The sequence below is a fragment of the Streptomyces roseoverticillatus genome (assembly GCF_000719265.1).
GTDB lineage: Bacteria > Actinomycetota > Actinomycetes > Streptomycetales > Streptomycetaceae > Streptomyces > Streptomyces roseoverticillatus.
The window spans coordinates 52571-69975 of the sequence record NZ_JOFL01000028.1; the positions used below are offsets into that span (position 1 = coordinate 52571).

A 17405-nucleotide genomic window follows, 5' to 3' on the forward strand; every position below is an offset into this window, starting at 1 on the left:
GCTTCGTAGCGTCAGTGAGCATGAAGACCAACGAAACCAGCACGCACACCACGGCCGCGGCGGCACTCCTCAACGACCCCCGCACGCAAAGCGCCTTCACCACGGCGAAGAACAGCATCAAGATCTACGGCGCACTCGGCACCGCCGCCCTCCTGGCGGTCATCGCGGTGGCGGGCACCGGCCATACGGTGAACACGTTCATGTGGGTGCGGGCCGTCCTGCTGCCGGTGCTCGCCGTGCTGATCCACCGGGTGACCGCCTCCGCCGCCCGGGGATCCCGGCGGGCCTTCGAGCGGGTGAGCGCCCTCGCCGTCATCATGCCGATCGCGATCATCGGCGTCGACCTGATCCCGGGTGTCTGTCCGCCGTGGTACGCCGTGATGCAGGTGGTCTGCATGCTGCCCGTCATCGGCGTCGCGTTCATCACCCGCGGCTCCGCGCTGCGCGCCGCCTTCCCCAAGGGGCACTGACGGACGGCGGACGGCGGGCGGCGGCACGCCACCGGGATTCCGCCCTCGCCGACGCCGCCCCGCCGGCGACGGGGGCCGCCGTGACGTGTCTGCGTGTCCGTCTCGGCAAGGGGCGGGAGAGACTGACGCAGGGTCAGGACCCGACCGGTCCTCCATGGTGCAGGGAGGTGCCGTCGGGCCTCCGCCCGAAGGCGGCCTCAAGAACGGCGGGAATGTCCGCCTCGGGGACCGCGGCGCGTACCTCCGCCAGAACGCGAGGGAAATCGTCGTCATCGATGTCACCCAGGTACTCCTGGCGCAGCCGGTGAATGACCTCGACGAGCTCGCGCCGCAGCCGCATCCAGGCGCGGGACGTGCGGATCTCCTCATCGACGCGGTCCATGAACCAGTGCATGACGTCGCGCGGGACGTGCAGGTGCCGCCCGCCGGCGTCGAAAGACATCGTCGGCTCCCGCGCCGGGTCCTCGTCGGGAACGCTCGCGAGCACCAAGGTCAGTTGCTCGGCGACGAGCTCCAGTTCCAGGTGCCAGGCGTCGGCGGGTACGGAGTAGATGACGGTGATCGCGTAATCGCCGCCGGGGTGCGTGATGGACATGCCACATGCTGTCATGCCCGTCCCCCGCCGCGGCCGCGGCCTCTCCCCCGTCCGCCGCCCGTCATCGCGGAACGGGGTGTTCACAGGCCGAAGAGGCGGGCGGCGTTGTCGTGGCAGACGGCTCGCAGCCAGTCGTCGCCCAGCCGCAGCCGGGCCAGGGACTCCAGGGCGTGGTGGTAGGTGTAGGGGATGTTGGGGAAGTCGGTGCCCAGGAGGATGCGGTCGCCGAGCTCCCGCAGGCGTGCGGTCTCCCGGCGCGGGAACGGGGCGACGTCTTCGGTGAAGTCGGTGAAGGCCATGGTCGTGTCCAGGTGCACGCCGGGGTGGCGGTCGGCGAGGTCGAGGAAGTCGCTGTACTCGGGGAGTCCCATGTGCGCGATGACCAGGCGTGTTCCGGGGTGGCGCCGCAGCAGGCGGGCCGTGGGGCCGGGTCCGGTGTGGGCGCCGGGGGCGGGTCCCGAGCCGCAGTGGACGACGACGGGTATGCCCTGGCCGGCGAGATGGTCCCAAACGGGGTCGAGGAGGGGGTCGTTGGGGTCGTACCCGCCGACCTGCAGGTGCGCCTTGAAGACGCGGGCGCCCTGCTCGACGGCGCGGCGCACGTAGCGGGCCGCTCCGGGTTCGGGGAAGAACGTGGCGGTGTGCAGGCAGTCGGGGTGACGGGCGGCGAAGCCTGCGGCCCAGGAGTTGAGCCAGGCGGCCATGCCGGGCTTGTGCGGGTAGAGCATGGCCGTGAACCGGCGCACGCCGAAGGCGCGCAGCCTTGCGACGCGTTCGTCCTCGCCGGTGCGGTAGGTGATGGGCCACGGCCGGGCGGTGAGCGGACCGGCCGCGTCGAAGTAGGCCCACACCTTGCGCATGACCCGGTCGGGCATGAAGTGGGTGTGGACGTCGATGAGCCCGGGCAGCCCGAGCTCCTGCCAGAAGCGCCTGACGCGCTCCTGCTCGGCGGCGGTGGGCTGCTGCGCGGGCGAAACGTCGGTGGTCATGGGCCACATCCTGCCGCGAGCCTCCGCGCTGTGGCCGGACGAGACCCATCGCCATGCCCCGCGGCCACCGTCAGGACGGGAGGTTGCCGCGCCACGGCCCTCGCGGCCCGCTCACTTCACGAAGTCGTCCACGACCTCGGGCGGCCAGGTGCCGATCTTGAGCACGCCCATGGAGTAGGCGCGGGAGACGAGTGCGGTGCGGTTGCGCACCTTCAGCTTCCGCAGCAGGCAGGTCACGTGGTACTCGACGCCGTGCGGGCTCAGGAAGAGGCGTGAGGACAGGGGGATGGTGGAGATGCCCGCGGCGATGCCCTCGAGGATGCGGGCGTCCATCGCGGAGAGGACCTTCTTGCGTTTGGTGACCACCCGCGTCTCCTCGGTGCCCTTGGCCGTGGGCATCATGACGAGGACCGCGTTGGTGCCGGGCAGTCCGCCGCTCACCGCGATCGCGGTGAGGGGAACGGTGAAGGCGGACTCCCCGCCGGGGCGCACGGCGATGACGGGGGTGACGAAGCGCTGGTGCTTGCCTTCGAGCAAGTGGGAGAACTGACGCATCAGCGGCTGCTGGACGCTCGGGTGCACCACGTCGCGGATGCTGCGGCCGCACAGCTCCTCCGACGAGCCGCTGAACTGCCGGAAGAACTCCTGGTTCGCCTGCCGGATGGTCAGGGCCGCGTCGAGCCCCGCCACACACATGCCTTGCTGGTCGGGCTGCTGGTGCGCGTCCGCGCCGCCGGCCCGGCCCATCGGGTCGCCGCCTGCCTCTAACCCGGCCGAATCAATGAGCGTGGGGACTGAATTCAGCAAAGGAAGATCCCCTTCATGAAACTTCGCGTGGAGGTGGGATGAATTGGAAGGCTAGTTACCTACCGACCGAGGGGGCAACGACCGCCATGCGGAGACACTTAAACCTGCGGCTCAATCGAAAAACGGTTCGGTACATAACCGCGGCTTCGGTGGCTCCCGTACGGCCGAAATCACGCCAATAGCCGCACCTTTACGCCACACCCGGACCGCTTCATCACTCTCCGCACGCTCTCGATCACTACCTGCCGGTATATCGGAATCAAAGGCTCCGGATCAATGGGCACCGGACCGCGCTGCACGCCGAATGAAAAATGATCATCCATCACGCCCAATTCACCGCAGGAATGCGAGATCGAGTGCACGTAACGAGTTCATGACGCCTCCGGTTCCAGGTTCCCGAAAAAACGCGTCAAGAATTTTCCGCAGCACCCGGAAACCGGGGCCGGCCGGCGCCGGGGGCATGACACCCGCCCTGCGCGCCACCGAGGGCGAGGTCCGGGCCGCAGGGGCGGAGGAGTCTACGGATTTCCCGGCACCCGGCGTGAGATCAAAGGTGAGCACGGCCAGCCGACCGCACGGGGGCGTGCCCGACGCGCGCCCGCCACCGCCGAAAGGGAACCCATGGACTCCGCCCGACGGCCGATCCTCTTCGTCAGCCTCCCGGAGAGCGGCCTGCTCAACCCGCTGCTCGTCCTGGCGGGCGAGCTCTCCCGCCAGGGGGTGGAGGACCTCTGGTTCGCCACCGACGAGCCGCGGCGCGACGACGTGCGGCGGATCGCGGAGCGTTCCCCGGTGGAGTTCGCCTCCCTGGGCGAGGTCATCTCCGAGCTGTCCGCGGTGACGTGGGGCGACGACGTCTACCGCGAGGTCACCCAGTCCTCGCGCTTCCGTGCGCACCGCGCGGTCATCAAGCAGTCCTACAAGCCCGGCCTGCAGGACGTGAAGTACCGCCGGCTCGAAGCCGTCGTCAGCAAGGTGCGACCGGCGCTGATGGTCATCGACTGCATCAGCGGATTCGCGATCGATCTGGCCATAGCCCGGGGGATCCCGTTCGTGCTCAGCGTGCCGTTCCTGCCGAGCAACGTGCTGACGGCCCGTGCCCCCTTCGGCAAGGGATACACCCCGAAGGGCTTCCCGGTCCCCCACACCGGGCTGCCGGCCGGGATGAGCCTCGTCCAGCGCATCAGCAACGAACTGTTCAAGATCCGGACCCTGGCGATGTTCTGCACCCCGGAGATGGGGAAGGTCATGAGGCAGGACGGCCGGCGGCGCAAGGCGCTCGGCCTCCCGTCGATCAGCCCGATGGCGAGGATCGACAAGGCCGAGATGGTCCTGTGCAATTCGATCGCGGAGCTGGACTACCCCTTCACCGTCCCCGGCAAGATGCGGCTGGTCGGCGCGATGGTCCCGCCGCTCCCCGAGGCCCCGGACGACAAGGACCTGTCGGGCTGGCTGGACGCCCAGTCGTCCGTGGTCTACATGGGGCTCGGGACCATCACCCGGCTGACCCGGGCGGAGGTCGGCTCCGTCGTGGAGGTCGCCCGCCGGCTCGAAGGCCGGCACCAGGTGCTGTGGAAGCTGTCCGAGGAACAGCAGCACCTGCTGCCGCCGCGGGAGTCGCTGCCGGCCAACCTCCGCATCGAGAGCTGGGTCCCGTCGCAGCACGACGTCCTCGCCCACCCGAACGTGAAGGTGTTCTTCACCCACGGCGGCGGCAACGGCTTCAACGAGGGCGTGTACTTCGGCAAGCCGCTCGTGGTCCGGCCGCTGTGGGTGGACTGCTTCGACCAGGCGGTCCGCGGCCGGGACTTCGGTATCAGCCTGACCCTGGACCGGCCGCACGCCCTGTCCGCCGGCGACGTCGTCGACAAGCTCACCCGCGTGCTGGGCACCCCCTCCTTCGCCGAGAAGGCGGAGCGGCTCGGGAAGCTGCAGCGCGCGGCGGGCGGGCGGGAGACCGCCGCCTCGCTGATCCTCGGGCTCCCGGCCCTGGCCTGAGGACACCCGAGTACCCGGACCCCACGAGAAGGAAGAGAGCGACGATGTCGTTCACGTACCCCGTGTCCAGGCCGGCCCTGGACGGCCGAGAGCTCGAATACGTCACCGCGACCGTCAGCGACGGCTGGATATCGTCCCAAGGGCCGGTGATCCAGCGCTTCGAGCGCGCCTTCGCGGACTACAACGCGATCGCGCACGGCGTCGCCTGTTCCTCCGGGACCGCCGCCCTCACGCTGGCCCTGCGGGCGCTGGGCATCGGCCCGGGCGACGAGGTGATCGTCCCCGAGTTCACCATGGTCGCCTCCGCCTGGGCGGTCACCTACACCGGAGCGACCCCCGTCTTCGTCGACTGCGCGGACGACCTCAACATCGACGTCACCCGCATCGAGGAGAAGATCACCTCGCGGACGAGGGCCGTCATGCCCGTGCACGTCTACGGCCGGCGCTGCGACATGGACGCGATCATGGACATCGCGTTCCAGCACAACCTGCGCGTCGTCGAGGACTCCGCCGAGGCCCACGGCATCCGCCCGGTCGGCGACATCGCCTGCTTCTCGCTCTTCGCTAACAAGATCATCACCTCGGGCGAGGGCGGCATCTGCCTCACCGACGATCCCAGGCTGGCCGGGCAGCTGGAGCACCTGCGCGCCATGGCCTTCACCAAGGACCACAGCTTCCTGCACAAGAAGGTCGCCTACAACTTCAGGATGACGGCCATGCAGGCCGCCGTCGCCCTCGGCCAGGTCGAGCGGCTGGACGAGATCCTTCAGACGCGCCGGACGATAGAGAAGCGCTACGACGAAGGTCTCGCCGACGTCCCCGGGATCACCTTGATGCCGCCGCGGGACGTGCTGTGGATGTACGACGTCCGGGCCGAACGCCGCGAGGAGCTACGGGCGTTCCTGGCCGACCGGTCCATCGAGACCCGGCTCTTCTTCAAGCCGATGAGCCGGCAGCCCATGTACTTCCATCCCGAGTGGCCCTCGCTCAAGGCGAACGTCTTCGCCGAGGACGGGCTGTACCTGCCCACGCACACCGGGCTGACCGCCGCCGACCAGGACTTCGTGATCGGCCGGGTCCGCGCGTTCTACGGCGTCTGACCGAACCGTCCGAAAGGGGACATCCGCACATGACGCAAGCCGAACCGCAGGTGGTCGACTTCCCGCTGCGCAAGCCCGGCGTGGCCTTCCCGCCCCCGGGTTACGCCGGCTACCGCGAGCAGCAGGGGCTGGTCCTCTCGTGCCTGCCCAACGGCGACCGGGTCTGGCTGGTCACCCGGCACGAGGACGTGCGCGCCGTGCTGACCGATCCGAGGATCAGCTCCAACCCCGAGCACCCGGGGTTCCCGAACGTCGGCGAGAGCCTGGGGGTGCCCAAGCAGGACCAGATCCCGGGCTGGTTCGTGGGGCTGGACTCCCCGGAGCACGACCGGTTCCGCAAGGCGCTCATCCCGGAGTTCACCGTCCGGCGCGTCCGCGCGATGCGCCCGGCGATCGAACGCACGGTGGACGAGCGCCTCGACGCGATGCTGGCCGCGGGCGACTGCGCCGACCTCGTCGCCGACTTCGCGCTGCCCATCCCGTCCCTGGTGATCTCCTCGCTGCTCGGGGTGCCGCCGGCCGACCGCGACTTCTTCGAGTCCAGGACGCGCACCCTGGTCGCCATCCGCGCCTCGACCGACCAGCAGCGGGAGTCCGCCGCCAAGGACCTGCTGCGCTACATCAACCGGTTGGTGGCCATCAAGCAGAAGTGGCCCGCCGACGACCTGGTCAGCAGGCTGCTGGCCACCGGCGCGATCGCCCCGCACGAGCTGTCGGGCGTGCTGATGCTCCTGCTCATCGCCGGGCACGAGACGACGGCCAACAACATCGCGCTGGGCGTGGTCACCCTCCTGACGAACCCCGAGTGGATCGGTGACGACCGGGCCGTGGAGGAGACGCTGCGCTTCCACTCGGTCGCCGACCTGGTGTCCCTGCGGGTGGCGGTCGAGGACGTGGAGATCTCCGGGCAGCTCGTCCGGGCGGGCGAGGGCATCGTGCCCCTGGTGGCAGCGGCCAACCACGACGAGAACAGCTTCGAGTGCCCCCACCGGTTCGACCCCTCCCGGTCCGCCCGCCACCACGTGGCCTTCGGCTACGGCGTGCACCAGTGCCTGGGGCAGAACCTCGTGCGGGTCGAAATGGAGATCGCCTACCGGAAGCTCTTCGAGCGCATCCCCGCCCTCGAACTCGCCGTGCCCGCCGAGGGACTGTCCTTCAAGCACGACGGCGTGGTGCACGGACTGCACGCGCTGCCGGTCCGCTGGTAGCCGGCGACCGGACCGTCCGCCGGGCGCGCCACCGGCCGCCCGGCGGACCCGAATCCACCGCAGGAGAGACACCGACATGCGTATCACCGCCGACACCGGCCGCTGCGTGGGAGCGGGCCAGTGCGTACTGAACGCCCCGCGGGCCTTCGACCAGGACGACGACGGGCTGGTCACCCTGCTGCTCGCCGAGCCCGGCGCCGACGAGGAGGCCGGGGTCCGGCTGGCGGCCGGCCTCTGCCCGTCCCGGGCCATCACCGTGCACGAGGACTGACGCCCGCGCCCGGGCGACCGGCCTGCCGCGTCCCCCAACCGACGAAAGCACTCGCATCCGGGAGTGAACGTGCCCGCCCAGACAGATGACTACGCGAACGATCCGTCCCCCGAGCCCGTGGCCGTCATCGGCATGGCCTGCCGGCTGCCGGGCGGGGCCCACTCCCCCGAGGCCCTGTGGCAGCTGCTCTCCGACGAGGCCCACGCGATGTCCGGCTTCCCGGAGGACCGCGGCTGGGACCTCGGCCGGCTCTTCGACGACGACCCCGACCGCCCCGGCACCACGTACGCGCGCGAAGGCGGTTTCCTGCACGACGCGGGCCACTTCGACGCGGGCTTCTTCGGCTTCTCCGACCTGGAGGCGACGGCGACCGACCCCCAGCAGCGCCTGCTCCTCGAAGCCGCCTGGGAGACCTTCGAACGGGCGGGCATCGACCCGGCGGCCCTGAAGGGCACCCGCACCGGCGTGTTCACCGGTGCGACGCACGGCGGCTACGCCACCGGCTCGTCCGTGAACGACGGCCGGCTGGAGAGCCTGCTGGCCACCGGGACCGCCGGGAGCGCGGTCTCCGGGCGCCTCGCCCACGCCTACGGGCTGGAGGGGCCCGCGCTCACGGTGGACACCGACTCCTCGTCCTCCCTCGTCGCCCTGCACCTGGCCTGCCGGTCCCTGCGGTCGGGCGAGTCCACGCTCGCGCTGGCCGGCGGCGTCGCCGTCATGGCCTCCCCCGCGCCCTTCACCCGGCTCTCCCGGCTGCGGGTGCTGTCCCCGGGCTCCCGCTCCAGGGCCTACGCGGACGCCGCCGACGGCTCGGCCTGGTCCGAGGGGGCGGGGCTGCTCCTGCTGGAGCGGCTCGGCGACGCCCGGCGCAACGGGCACCGCGTCCTGGCGCTGGTACGCGGCTCCGCCGTCAACCAGGACGGCGCCTCCGACGGGTTCACGGCACCGAGCGGCACCGCACAGCAGCGCGTCATCCGGCAGGCCCTGGCGGACGCCCGGCTGGCACCGCGGGACATCGACGCCGTGGAGGGCCACGGCACCGGCACACCGCTCGGCGACGCCGTCGAGGTCCGGGCCCTCCTGGCCGCGTACGGCGAGGGGCGCCCCGCGGAACGGCCGCTGTGGCTGGGGTCGGTGAAGTCCAACCTCGGGCACACGCAGGCGGCCGCGGGTGTCGTCGGGGTCATCAAGACGGTGCTCGCGATGCACCGTGGCCTGCTGCCCAGGACCCTGCACGCCGACGAGCCGCCGTCCCGGGCGGAGCGGTCCGACGGCTCGCTGCGGGTGCTGACCGAGGCCCGGCCCTGGCCGCGGGAGAGCGGACGGACGCGCCGGGCCGGGGTGTCCTCCTTCGGGCTCACCGGCACCAACGCCCATGTGATCCTGGAGGAAGCGCCGGCCGGTGACGGCACGGGCAGCGCGGCCGGGGCCACCGGCACGGCCCGCACCGAGGTCCAGGAACCGGCCGGTGACGCGGCAGCGCCCTGGATCCTGTCCGCCCGCAGCCGGGCGGCGCTCCGCGCACAGGCGCGGCGCCTGGCCGAGCGGGTGGCGGCCGACCTGGGGCTGTCCGCCCAGGACGTCGCCCATTCCCTGGCCACCACCCGCGCCCTGCACCGGCACCGGGCCGTCATCAGCGGCTCGGGCCGCGCGGAACTCCTGGCCGCGACGGAGGAACTCGCGACCGGCAGGCGGGCCTCCCGGGTCACCGTCGAGGACTCCTCACCGGGCGGCCTGGCCGTCGTCTTCCCCGGGCAGGGCGGCCAGCGGCCCGGAATGGGCCGCGAGGCGGCCGGGACGTTCCCCGTGTTCGCGGCCGCGCTGCGCGAGGTGTGCGCCGTCATGGACACCCTGCTGGACCGGCCGCTCACGTCGGTGATGTGGGCGGATCCGGACTCCGAGGAGGCGGCCCTGCTCGACGACGCCGTCTACGCCCAGCCCGCGCTGTTCGCCCTCCAGGTCGCCCTGTACCGGCTCTTCGAGTCCTGGGGCGTGGTCCCGGACCGCCTGGCGGGACACTCGGCCGGCGAGACCACCGCCGTTCACTTGGCGGGCGGGCTCGGTCTTGAGGACGCCTGCACCCTGGTGGCCGCCCGGGGCAGGCTGATGGATTCCCTTCCCGGCGGGTCGATGGTGGCGGCCCGGATCTCCGAGAGCGAAGTGGAACCGTTGCTCGCCGAGTGGGGGGACGCTGCGGCGATCGCCTCCGTGAACGGGCCGCACTCGCTCGTCCTTTCGGGCGCCGACGCCGCGCTGGCCGCGCTCACGGACCGGCTCAACGCCGCCGGCCATAAGACCCGGCGGGTCGCGGTGAACGGCGCCGCCCACTCGCCGCTCATGGACCCCGTCCTGGAGGAGTTCGGCGCGGTCGCCCGGACGCTGTCCTACTCCACACCCGCCCTTCCCGTCGTCTCGACCGTCACCGGCAGGCTCCTGACCGCCGAGGACGCCCACGATCCCGGCCACTGGGTGCGGCACCTGCGGGACTGCGTGCGCTTCAAGGACGCGGTCGACCGGCTCCGGGACGAACGCGTCACCGGATTCCTGGAGCTGGGCCCCCATCCGGTGCTGACGCCGATGGTCGACGAGTGCCTGGACCCCGCCGGCACCGGCTACGGTGCCGCCATCGTGCCGACCCTGCGCGCCGGGGAGGGCGAGCGGCAGGCCCTGCTCACGGCCGTCGCCCGGATGCACGCCCACGGCGTTCCCGTGGACTGGCACGCGGTCCTGCCCGGGGCGCGGTCCGTTCCCCTGCCGACCTACGCCTTCCAGCGGCGGCGGTTCTGGGCGGCTTCCGCGGACGCCGGGACCGTCGGCGGCCGCACGGCGGGCGCCGGGGAAGGGACCGCGGGCGACGACGAACCGCCGAGCCTGGCCGACCGGCTGTCCGGCCTCGACGGCCCCGCGCAGGACGCGCTCGTGCTGGCCACGGTCCTCGCCGAGGTCTCGGCCGCCCTGGGCATCCCGGAGCTGCGGAGCGACGAGGGCGACCGGGCGTTCCTGGACATGGGGGTCACCTCGGTGAGCGCGCTGGAGCTGCGCAACCGGCTCGTCGCCGCCACGGGCACGCGCCTCCCGGTCACGCTCGTGTACGACCACCCCACGCCCGACGCCGTCGTCCGCTTCGTGCGCGGCAGGCTCACGGTGCCGGCCGCCGTCCGTGACACGGCCACCGTCGTGGCCGAGCTGGAGGCCCTTCTCACGGACGGCGCGGCGGTCTCCACGGACACGGCGGCACGGCTCAGGGCGGTGGCGGCCCGGTGCCGGGCCGAGGCGCCTTCGGCCGGCGCACCCGGCGCGTCCCCGGCCGGCGCGCTCGACCTGTCCGCGGCCAGCGACGAGGAACTGTTCGACCTGCTGGACGGGGCGGGATGACACGCCCGGGTGGGGGCGGCCCCACAGGACGGCCGCCGGGATCCCCTCCCGCGCGGCACTCGGAACACTCATCCGCGGGAGATCAGCCATGAGCGGACCCACTTCGCCCACCGCCGCCCGGACTGCCGGGGACATCATGATCGAGGCGGACGGCGTCAGCAGGGCCTTCGGTTCGCTGCGGGCCCTGGACTCGGTGAGCCTCTCGGCGCGCCGCGGCACGGTACTGGGCCTGCTCGGGCACAACGGCGCGGGCAAGACCACGCTCGTCAACGTGCTCACCGCCGCCCTGCCGCCCAGCTCGGGACGGGCGGCGGTCGCCGGCTTCGACGTCACGCGCGCACCGCGCGAAGTACGCAAACGCATTGGTCTCACCGGCCAGTTCGCGTCGGTCGACCCCCAGCTCTCGGGGCGGGACAACCTCGTCCTGCTGGCCCGCCTCCTCGGCGCGGACCGCAGGTCGGCCCGGGTGAGGGCCGACGAACTGCTGGAGCTGTTCGGCCTCCAGGGCTTCGCGTCGCGCCGGCCGGGAACGTACTCGGGCGGGCTGCGCCGGCGGCTGGACCTGGCCGCGTCCCTGGTCGGCCACCCGGACGTCATCTTCCTCGACGAGCCGACCACGGGCCTGGACCCGTCGAGCCGGCTGAATCTTTGGGAGATCGTGGAGGACCTGGTGGCCGGGGGCACCACGGTCCTGCTCACCACCCAGTACCTCGACGAGGCGGACCGGCTCGCGGACTCCATCACCGTCCTCTCGGCCGGCGCGGTGATCGCGAGCGGCACCGCCGCCGAACTCAAGGCCCAGGTGGGCACGTGCACGGTGACGGTGACCCCGGACTCCGCGGCCGGCCCGGCCGTGACCTGCGCCGCCCTGCGGCAGGCGGGCCTGGAACCGGTGCCGGACCGGGAGAACGGCACCGTCGCCGTCGCCGTCGAGGCGTCGAAGGACATCGCGCAGGTGATCCGGGCCCTCGACCGGGCGGGCATCGGGGCCACGGCACTGTCGTTCCGCGAGCCGAGCCTCGACGACGTCTACCTCGCCCTGGCCGGGCGCTCCGCCGGCGCCGCCTCATGAACCTCTTCGCACAGATCGTGGAGACTCCATGACCACACCATCCATCGGCACACCGAACCCGGCGCCGCCGGTCCCGGATCCCGCCCCGGGGCCGGCGGCGGCCGTCTGGAACGGCAGCTCGACCGCCACTCAGATCCGGGTGCTCACCGGCCGCTCGCTGCGGGCGCTGGTGAGCGACCCCGGGGTGCTCGCCTTCGGCCTGTTCCAACCGGTGATCATCCTGTTCGTGCTGACCCAGGTCTTCACCGGGATGGGCAAGTCGGCCCACTTCCCCGCGGGGGTCAGCTACCTCGACTTCGTCATGCCTGCGGTCCTGGTGGACAACGCGGTGCAGTCCGCCGTCCAGTCCGGGATCGGCGTGGTGGACGACCTCAAGAACGGCATGGTCGCCCGGCTGCGGTCCCTGCCCATCCACCCCGCTTCGCTGCTCGTCGCCCGGAGCCTGGCGAACCTGGTCCGTGCCGCGATCCAGATCGCGGTCGTCATCGTGCTGGCCGTCGTCGTCCTCGGCTACTCCCCCAAGGGCGGCGCGGGGCAGCTCCTCGCCTCGGCCGGGCTGGCGGTCTTCATCACCTGGACCCTGGGCTGGGCGTTCATCGCCGCGGCCACGTGGCTGCGCCGGGCGGAGCCCATGCAGAACCTCTCGGTCATCGCGCTCATCCCCCTGATGTTCGCGTCGAGCGCCTACATCCCGGTCAGCGACCTGCCCGAGTGGCTGCGCGTGATCGCCAAGGTCAACCCGCTGACGTACGCGATCGACACGGCGCGCGCCCTCGCGCTCGACCTGCCGGGCGCCGGGGCCGCGGTACCCGCCGTGCTCATCAGCGCCGGCATCGCCGTCGTCGGCGGGGTGTTCGCAGTGGTGGGCCTCCGCCGGCCGCTGTGAGCCGGGGCCGCTCCCCCTCCGCGTACGACGAAGCGGCCCGCACCAGGATCACCTGGTACGGGCCGCTTCGTGGTGCCGGGCCGGGCCGTCAGGAAAGGCCGAGCTCGTTGTCGAGGAGGTCGAAGACCTCCTCGTCGGAGGCGGACTCGAAGTCGAAGCCCTCCTCGTCCTCCCCGGATCCCTCGCGGCCGGCTTCCGCGGCGGCACCCCGCAGGGCGTCCCACTTCGCCTTGAGGACCTCAAGGCGGCCGGCTATCTGCTCGTGCACCTCCTCCGTGACGTCCAGCCCGCCGAACGCCTTCTCCAGCCTGCCGAGTTCGTCCAGGAGCGCCTCCGGGCCAAAGAGTTCCCCGGGCGCGAGCAGGGCGTGGAGACGGCCGACGAGCTCGACAGGCGTCGGGTAGTCGAAGAGCAGGGTCGCCGGCAGCCGGACACCGGTGAGGGCGCTCAGCCTGTTGCGGAGCTCGATCGCGGTGAGGGAGTCGAAGCCGAGGTCCTGGAACGCCTGCTCCGCATCGACCTGCGCGGCTCCTTCGTGGCCCAGTACGGCGGCGGCCTCACCGCGTACGGTCTCCAGCACGACGTCGCGCGCCTCCGCGGCGGACAGCCCGGCCAGCCGCTGGGCCAGGCCGGCGGCCCCGCCGCCCGTAGCGGCCGCCGCGGTACGCCGCCCCGGTGCCCGGATCAGGCCGCGCAGGAGGGGCAGGGGTTCGCCCTGTGCGCGGAGGGCGGTGAGGTCCAGGCGGACGGGGAGGACGGCCGACGCGGTGGTGCCGAGTGCGGCGTCGAAGAGCGCCACGCCGTCCTCCGCGGAGAGCGGGGGCATTCCGGAGCGGGCCATGCGCTCAAGATCAGCCTCGGCGAGGGTGCCCGTCATGCCGCTGTCCTGCGACCACGGCCCCCATGCGAGCGACGCGGCCGGAAGACCTTGCGTCCGGCGGTGGTGAGCGAGGGCGTCCAGGAAGGCGTTGCCGGCCGCGTAGTTGGCCTGGCCCGCACTGCCGAAGGTGCCCGCGACGGAGGAGAAGACCACGAAGGCGCCGAGGTCCAGGTCCTTGGTGGCCTCGTGCAGGTTCCACGCGGCATCCACCTTCGGCCGCAGGACAGCGGCCAGCCGGTCCGGGGTCAGGGACGTGATGGTGGCGTCGTCGAGGACACCGGCGGTGTGCACGACGGCACGGACGGAGTGCCGGGCCACGAGCCCGGCCACGGCCGCGCCGTCGGTCACGTCGCACGCCTCGACGATCGCGTCCGCCCCGTGCTCCGCGAGCTCGGTCACGAGCTCCGCCGCGCCCTCGGCGGCCGGACCGCGGCGGCTGACCAGCAGCAGGCTCCGTACCTCGTGCGCGGCCGCCAGGTGTCGTGCCACCGCGCGTCCCAGGCCGCCCGTACCGCCGGTGATCAGAACCGTGCCGGTCGTGTCCCACGCGGCGTCGGCCGTGTTGCGCTCCTGCACCCGGGCGAGGCGCGCGGCGAGCACCTTGCCCTCCCGGACCAGCAGCTGAGGCTCGTCCGTCGCGAGCGCCTGCGGCAGCACGGTCGCGTCGGCGCCGGCGTCACCGTCCAGGTCCACCAGGACGAAACGCCCCGGATTCTCCGACTGCGCGGAGCGGACCAGTCCCCACACGGCGGCACCGGCGAGATCCTCACCCGAAGCCGCACCCCGGGTCACGAACACCAGGCGCGCGTCCGCGAACCGGTCGTCGGCCAGCCACGACCGCACCAGCTCCAGCGCCCGGGCGCACGCGGCGTGAACGGTCTCCGCCGTGCCGGCGCTTTTGAAGGCGGCCGGCTCGACCAGTATCGCCCGGGGAATCGCTTCCCCGGCCAGGGCTTCCAGATCGGCGTACGCCCGGAAGGGCGCGCCGTCCGGCCCGGTGCCGAGCCCGACGCGTTCGTCCGTGAGGGCGACAGGAACCCAGTCGAGCGTGAACAGGGAGTCGCGGTCCCCGGTCCGCAGCTGCCCGGCGGAGACCGGGCGGACGGTCAGCGACTCCACCGAAGCCACCGGCGCACCGGCCGGGTCGGCCATCGCGATCGACACGCCGCCTTCGACGGGCCGCAGACGCACCCGCACTTGTGAGGCGCCGGAAGCGTGCAGCGACACGCCGCTCCACGAGAACGGGACGCTTCCTTCACCGGCTCCCGCGGCGAACGCCGAAGCGTGCAACGTCGCGTCGAAGAGCGCCGGATGCAGGCCATAGGCGGCGCCGTCGGTTCCTTCCGGCAGCCGCACCTCGGCGTAGACGTCGTCGCCGGCCGTCCAGGCCGCCCGGAGGCCCTGGAACGCCGGGCCGTACGCGAACCCGGCAGCCGCGAACTGCTCGTAGCCGCTCTCCACGTCGAGAGGCAGGGCTCCCTGCGGAGGCCATTCGGACGTGTCGAACGCCGGCGGTTCCGCGCCTGTGGTCACCACACCGCTCGCGTGCAGCGTCCACGACTCCTCGCCCTCACGTGAATGCACCGCCACCGAACGGCGACCGGAATCGTCCGGCTCACCCACCCACACCTGCACCTGCACACCAGCACCCGAAGCAGGCAGCACGAGAGGCGCGGCGAGCGTCAGCTCCTCCAGCAGATCGCAGCCGACCTCATCAGCAGCACGCAGCACCACCTCCACCAGCGCCGTACCCGGCACCAGCACAGAACCCATCACCACATGATCCGCCAGCCACGGATGCTGGACATACAACCGCGCCAGGGCTCCCGTCACGGCCGTCTCTTCGTCCCGGTTACGGCGCAGGGCGGGAACGAGGACGGTCTCTTCGGGCAGTGACTCCTGGGCCATGGCCGACAGGACGCCGTCCGGGCCGAGCTCCAGGAACCGCGTCACGCCCTCCGCGTGCAGGGCACGCACGCCGTCCGCGAAGCGCACCGCCTCACGCACGTGGCTGACCCAGTAGTCGGCGGAGGCCAGCTGCCCGGGCCCGGCGGGCCGACCCGTGAGGTTGGATACGACGGGCAGCGTCGGCGCACCGAACGACAGCCTCGCCACCACCTCACGGAAGTCCGCCAGCATCGGGTCCATCAGCGGCGAATGGAACGCGTGCGACACCCGCAGCCGGCTGGTCTTGCGCCCCTCGTTCCCGAAGCGCGCCCGGAGCGCCTCGACGGCCTCCTCGGCGCCGGAGACGACGACCGACGCCGGGCCGTTGACCGCCGCGATCGCGACGCCCTCGGTCAGGTGCGGCAGGACCTCCTCCTCCGTCGCCTGCACCGCGGCCATCGCACCACCGGCGGGCAGGGCTTGCATGAGCCGGCCACGGGCCGCCACCAGCGCGCAGGCGTCCGCCAGCGAGAACACACCGGCCACATGCGCGGCGGCGACCTCACCGATGGAGTGACCTGCGACGAAGTCCGGTCGTACGCCCCAGGACTCCATCAGCCGGAAGAGCGCCACCTCGATCGCGAACAGGCCCGCCTGCGCGTAGGCCGTCTGATGCAGCAGGCCGGCGTCGTCGCCCCAGACCACGCCCCGCAGGGGGCGGTCCAGGTGCTCGTCCAGCCCCGCGCACACCGCGTCGAAGGCTTCCGCGAAGAGCGGATACCGGGCATACAGCTCGCGGCCCATCCCGAGCCGTTGCGAACCCTGGCCCGGGAACAGGAACGCCGACTTGCCGGAGCGAACCGAGCCCGCGGCCACCTCCGGGCCGGTTTCCCCGGCCGCGAGCTCCGAGAGGGCCCGTGCCAGGGCATCGCGGTCCGCACTCCACACCACCGCGCGATGCGGGAAGCCCGAGCGGCTCGTGGCCAGCGAGTACGCCACGTCCAGCAGCCTCGGTCCGGGGTCGCCCCCGATGCGGGACAGCAGCCTGGCCGCCTGGGCGCGCACCGCGGGTGCGGACTTGCCGGACACCACGAACGGTACGAGCCTTTCGGTGTCCGCGTCCTCCACCCGTTCCCGGGCCGGCTCGGGAACGGGCTCGGGTTCCGGCCGTTCCAGGATCACGTGTGCGTTCGTGCCGCTGATCCCGAAGGAGGAGACGCCCGCACGCCGCGGACCGTCGCCCTCAGGCCAGGCGGTCTGCTCGGTCAGCAGCTCGACGGCGCCGGCCGACCAGTCCACGTGCGACGACGGCGCGTCGACGTGCAGGGTGCGCGGCAGCTCGCCGTGGTGCATCGCCATGACCATCTTGATCACGCCGGCGACACCGGCGGCGGCCTGCGCGTGACCGATGTTCGACTTGACGGACCCGAGCAGCAGCGGCCGGCCCTCCGGGCGGCCCTGCCCGTACGTGGCGAGAAGGGCCTGAGCCTCGATCGGGTCGCCGAGTGTCGTACCCGTACCGTGCGCCTCCACCGCGGCGACCTGATCCGGGGAGATGCCCGCGTTCGCCAGGGCCTGGCGGATCACCCGCTGCTGCGACGGGCCGTTGGGGGCCGTGAGGCCGTTCGACGCGCCGTCCTGGTTCACGGCGCTGCCACGTACCGTCGCCAGGACGCGGTGACCGTTCCGGCGCGCGTCCGACAGCCGCTCCAGCACCAGCATGCCCACGCCTTCACCCCAGCCGACCCCGTCGGCCGCATCGGCGAAGGCCTTGCACCGGCCGTCCGCCGACAATCCCCGCTGCCGCGAGAACTCCACGAACGTCGTCGGCGTCGACATCACCGTCACACCACCCGCCAGCGCCAGC

12 protein-coding genes are annotated in these 17405 nt (G+C 72.4%); 8 read left to right on the forward strand and 4 right to left on the reverse strand.

Translation table 11 applies throughout. The features are described from left to right. Positions 1 to 20 precede the first annotated feature (20 nt). On the forward strand, positions 21 to 470 hold the full coding sequence (locus IF61_RS0127480; RefSeq protein ID WP_030369227.1) for a hypothetical protein: 450 nt from the start codon (positions 21 to 23) through the stop codon (positions 468 to 470). A 133-nt stretch (positions 471 to 603) separates the two neighbouring features. Here IF61_RS0127480 and IF61_RS0127485 read toward each other — a convergent pair whose 3' ends face one another. From IF61_RS0127485 to IF61_RS0127495, 3 genes are all read right to left on the reverse strand, one after another. Beyond that, positions 604 to 1065, reverse strand: coding sequence for a hypothetical protein (locus IF61_RS0127485; protein WP_030369228.1), 462 nt, complete (start codon positions 1063 to 1065; stop codon positions 604 to 606). Between the two features lie 80 nt (positions 1066 to 1145). Beyond that, a complete protein-coding gene (locus IF61_RS0127490; protein ID WP_030369229.1) occupies positions 1146 to 2054 on the reverse strand; it encodes an amidohydrolase family protein in 909 nt (302 codons plus the stop codon). Positions 2055 to 2165: 111 nt separating this feature from the next. Then, the gene (locus tag IF61_RS0127495) at positions 2166 to 2801 is read right to left on the reverse strand and encodes a LuxR C-terminal-related transcriptional regulator (RefSeq protein ID WP_107043147.1); all 636 of its coding nucleotides are present in this window, start codon (positions 2799 to 2801) and stop codon (positions 2166 to 2168) included. Between the two features lie 681 nt (positions 2802 to 3482). On the opposite strand from IF61_RS0127495, the gene IF61_RS0127500 reads away from it, so the two are divergent. The 7 genes from IF61_RS0127500 (at position 3483) to IF61_RS0127530 (ending at position 12771) form a co-directional block, all read left to right on the forward strand. Continuing rightward, positions 3483 to 4859, forward strand: a complete 1377-nt coding sequence (locus IF61_RS0127500; protein ID WP_030369231.1) for a glycosyltransferase — start codon at positions 3483 to 3485, stop codon at positions 4857 to 4859. 44 nt (positions 4860 to 4903) lie between these two features. Beyond that, positions 4904 to 5959 carry a DegT/DnrJ/EryC1/StrS family aminotransferase gene (locus tag IF61_RS0127505; RefSeq protein WP_030369232.1) on the forward strand — a complete coding sequence of 352 codons (1056 nt, stop codon included), beginning with the start codon at positions 4904 to 4906 and terminating at the stop codon, positions 5957 to 5959. Between the two features lie 29 nt (positions 5960 to 5988). Then, complete coding sequence (locus IF61_RS0127510) at positions 5989 to 7167, forward strand: cytochrome P450 (RefSeq protein WP_030369233.1); 1179 nt, start codon at positions 5989 to 5991, stop codon at positions 7165 to 7167. A 76-nt stretch (positions 7168 to 7243) separates the two neighbouring features. After that, positions 7244 to 7438, forward strand: coding sequence for a ferredoxin (locus tag IF61_RS0127515; protein WP_030369234.1), 195 nt, complete (start codon positions 7244 to 7246; stop codon positions 7436 to 7438). A gap of 69 nt (positions 7439 to 7507) precedes the next feature. Beyond that, positions 7508 to 10813, forward strand: coding sequence for a type I polyketide synthase (locus IF61_RS0127520; RefSeq protein WP_245684644.1), 3306 nt, complete (start codon positions 7508 to 7510; stop codon positions 10811 to 10813). 88 nt (positions 10814 to 10901) lie between these two features. Then, positions 10902 to 11885 (forward strand): daunorubicin resistance protein DrrA family ABC transporter ATP-binding protein, encoded by a 984-nt coding sequence (locus IF61_RS0127525; RefSeq protein WP_043190977.1) that lies wholly within the window; start codon positions 10902 to 10904, stop codon positions 11883 to 11885. 28 nt (positions 11886 to 11913) lie between these two features. Continuing rightward, positions 11914 to 12771 (forward strand): ABC transporter permease, encoded by an 858-nt coding sequence (locus IF61_RS0127530; protein WP_030369237.1) that lies wholly within the window; start codon positions 11914 to 11916, stop codon positions 12769 to 12771. 88 nt (positions 12772 to 12859) lie between these two features. On the opposite strand, the gene IF61_RS0127535 is transcribed toward IF61_RS0127530, so the two are convergent. Beyond that, positions 12860 to 17405 (reverse strand): type I polyketide synthase (locus tag IF61_RS0127535; RefSeq protein WP_043191014.1); only part of this gene is annotated, 4546 nt, incomplete at its 5' end.

What these genes read in the sequence shown, in the direction of transcription:
- IF61_RS0127525 (WP_043190977.1), top strand. Translation starts at nt 10,902, where the DNA reads ATGAGCGGACCCACTTCGCCCACCGCCGCCCGGACTGCCGGGGACATC.
- IF61_RS0127500 (WP_030369231.1), top strand. Translation starts at nt 3,483, where the DNA reads ATGGACTCCGCCCGACGGCCGATCCTCTTCGTCAGCCTCCCGGAGAGC.
- IF61_RS0127485 (WP_030369228.1), bottom strand. Translation starts at nt 1,065, where the DNA reads ATGTCCATCACGCACCCCGGCGGCGATTACGCGATCACCGTCATCTAC.
- IF61_RS0127495 (WP_107043147.1), bottom strand. Translation starts at nt 2,801, where the DNA reads ATGGGCCGGGCCGGCGGCGCGGACGCGCACCAGCAGCCCGACCAGCAA.
- IF61_RS0127505 (WP_030369232.1), top strand. Translation starts at nt 4,904, where the DNA reads ATGTCGTTCACGTACCCCGTGTCCAGGCCGGCCCTGGACGGCCGAGAG.
- IF61_RS0127515 (WP_030369234.1), top strand. Translation starts at nt 7,244, where the DNA reads ATGCGTATCACCGCCGACACCGGCCGCTGCGTGGGAGCGGGCCAGTGC.
- IF61_RS0127530 (WP_030369237.1), top strand. Translation starts at nt 11,914, where the DNA reads ATGACCACACCATCCATCGGCACACCGAACCCGGCGCCGCCGGTCCCG.
- IF61_RS0127480 (WP_030369227.1), top strand. Translation starts at nt 21, where the DNA reads ATGAAGACCAACGAAACCAGCACGCACACCACGGCCGCGGCGGCACTC.
- IF61_RS0127490 (WP_030369229.1), bottom strand. Translation starts at nt 2,054, where the DNA reads ATGACCACCGACGTTTCGCCCGCGCAGCAGCCCACCGCCGCCGAGCAG.
- IF61_RS0127510 (WP_030369233.1), top strand. Translation starts at nt 5,989, where the DNA reads ATGACGCAAGCCGAACCGCAGGTGGTCGACTTCCCGCTGCGCAAGCCC.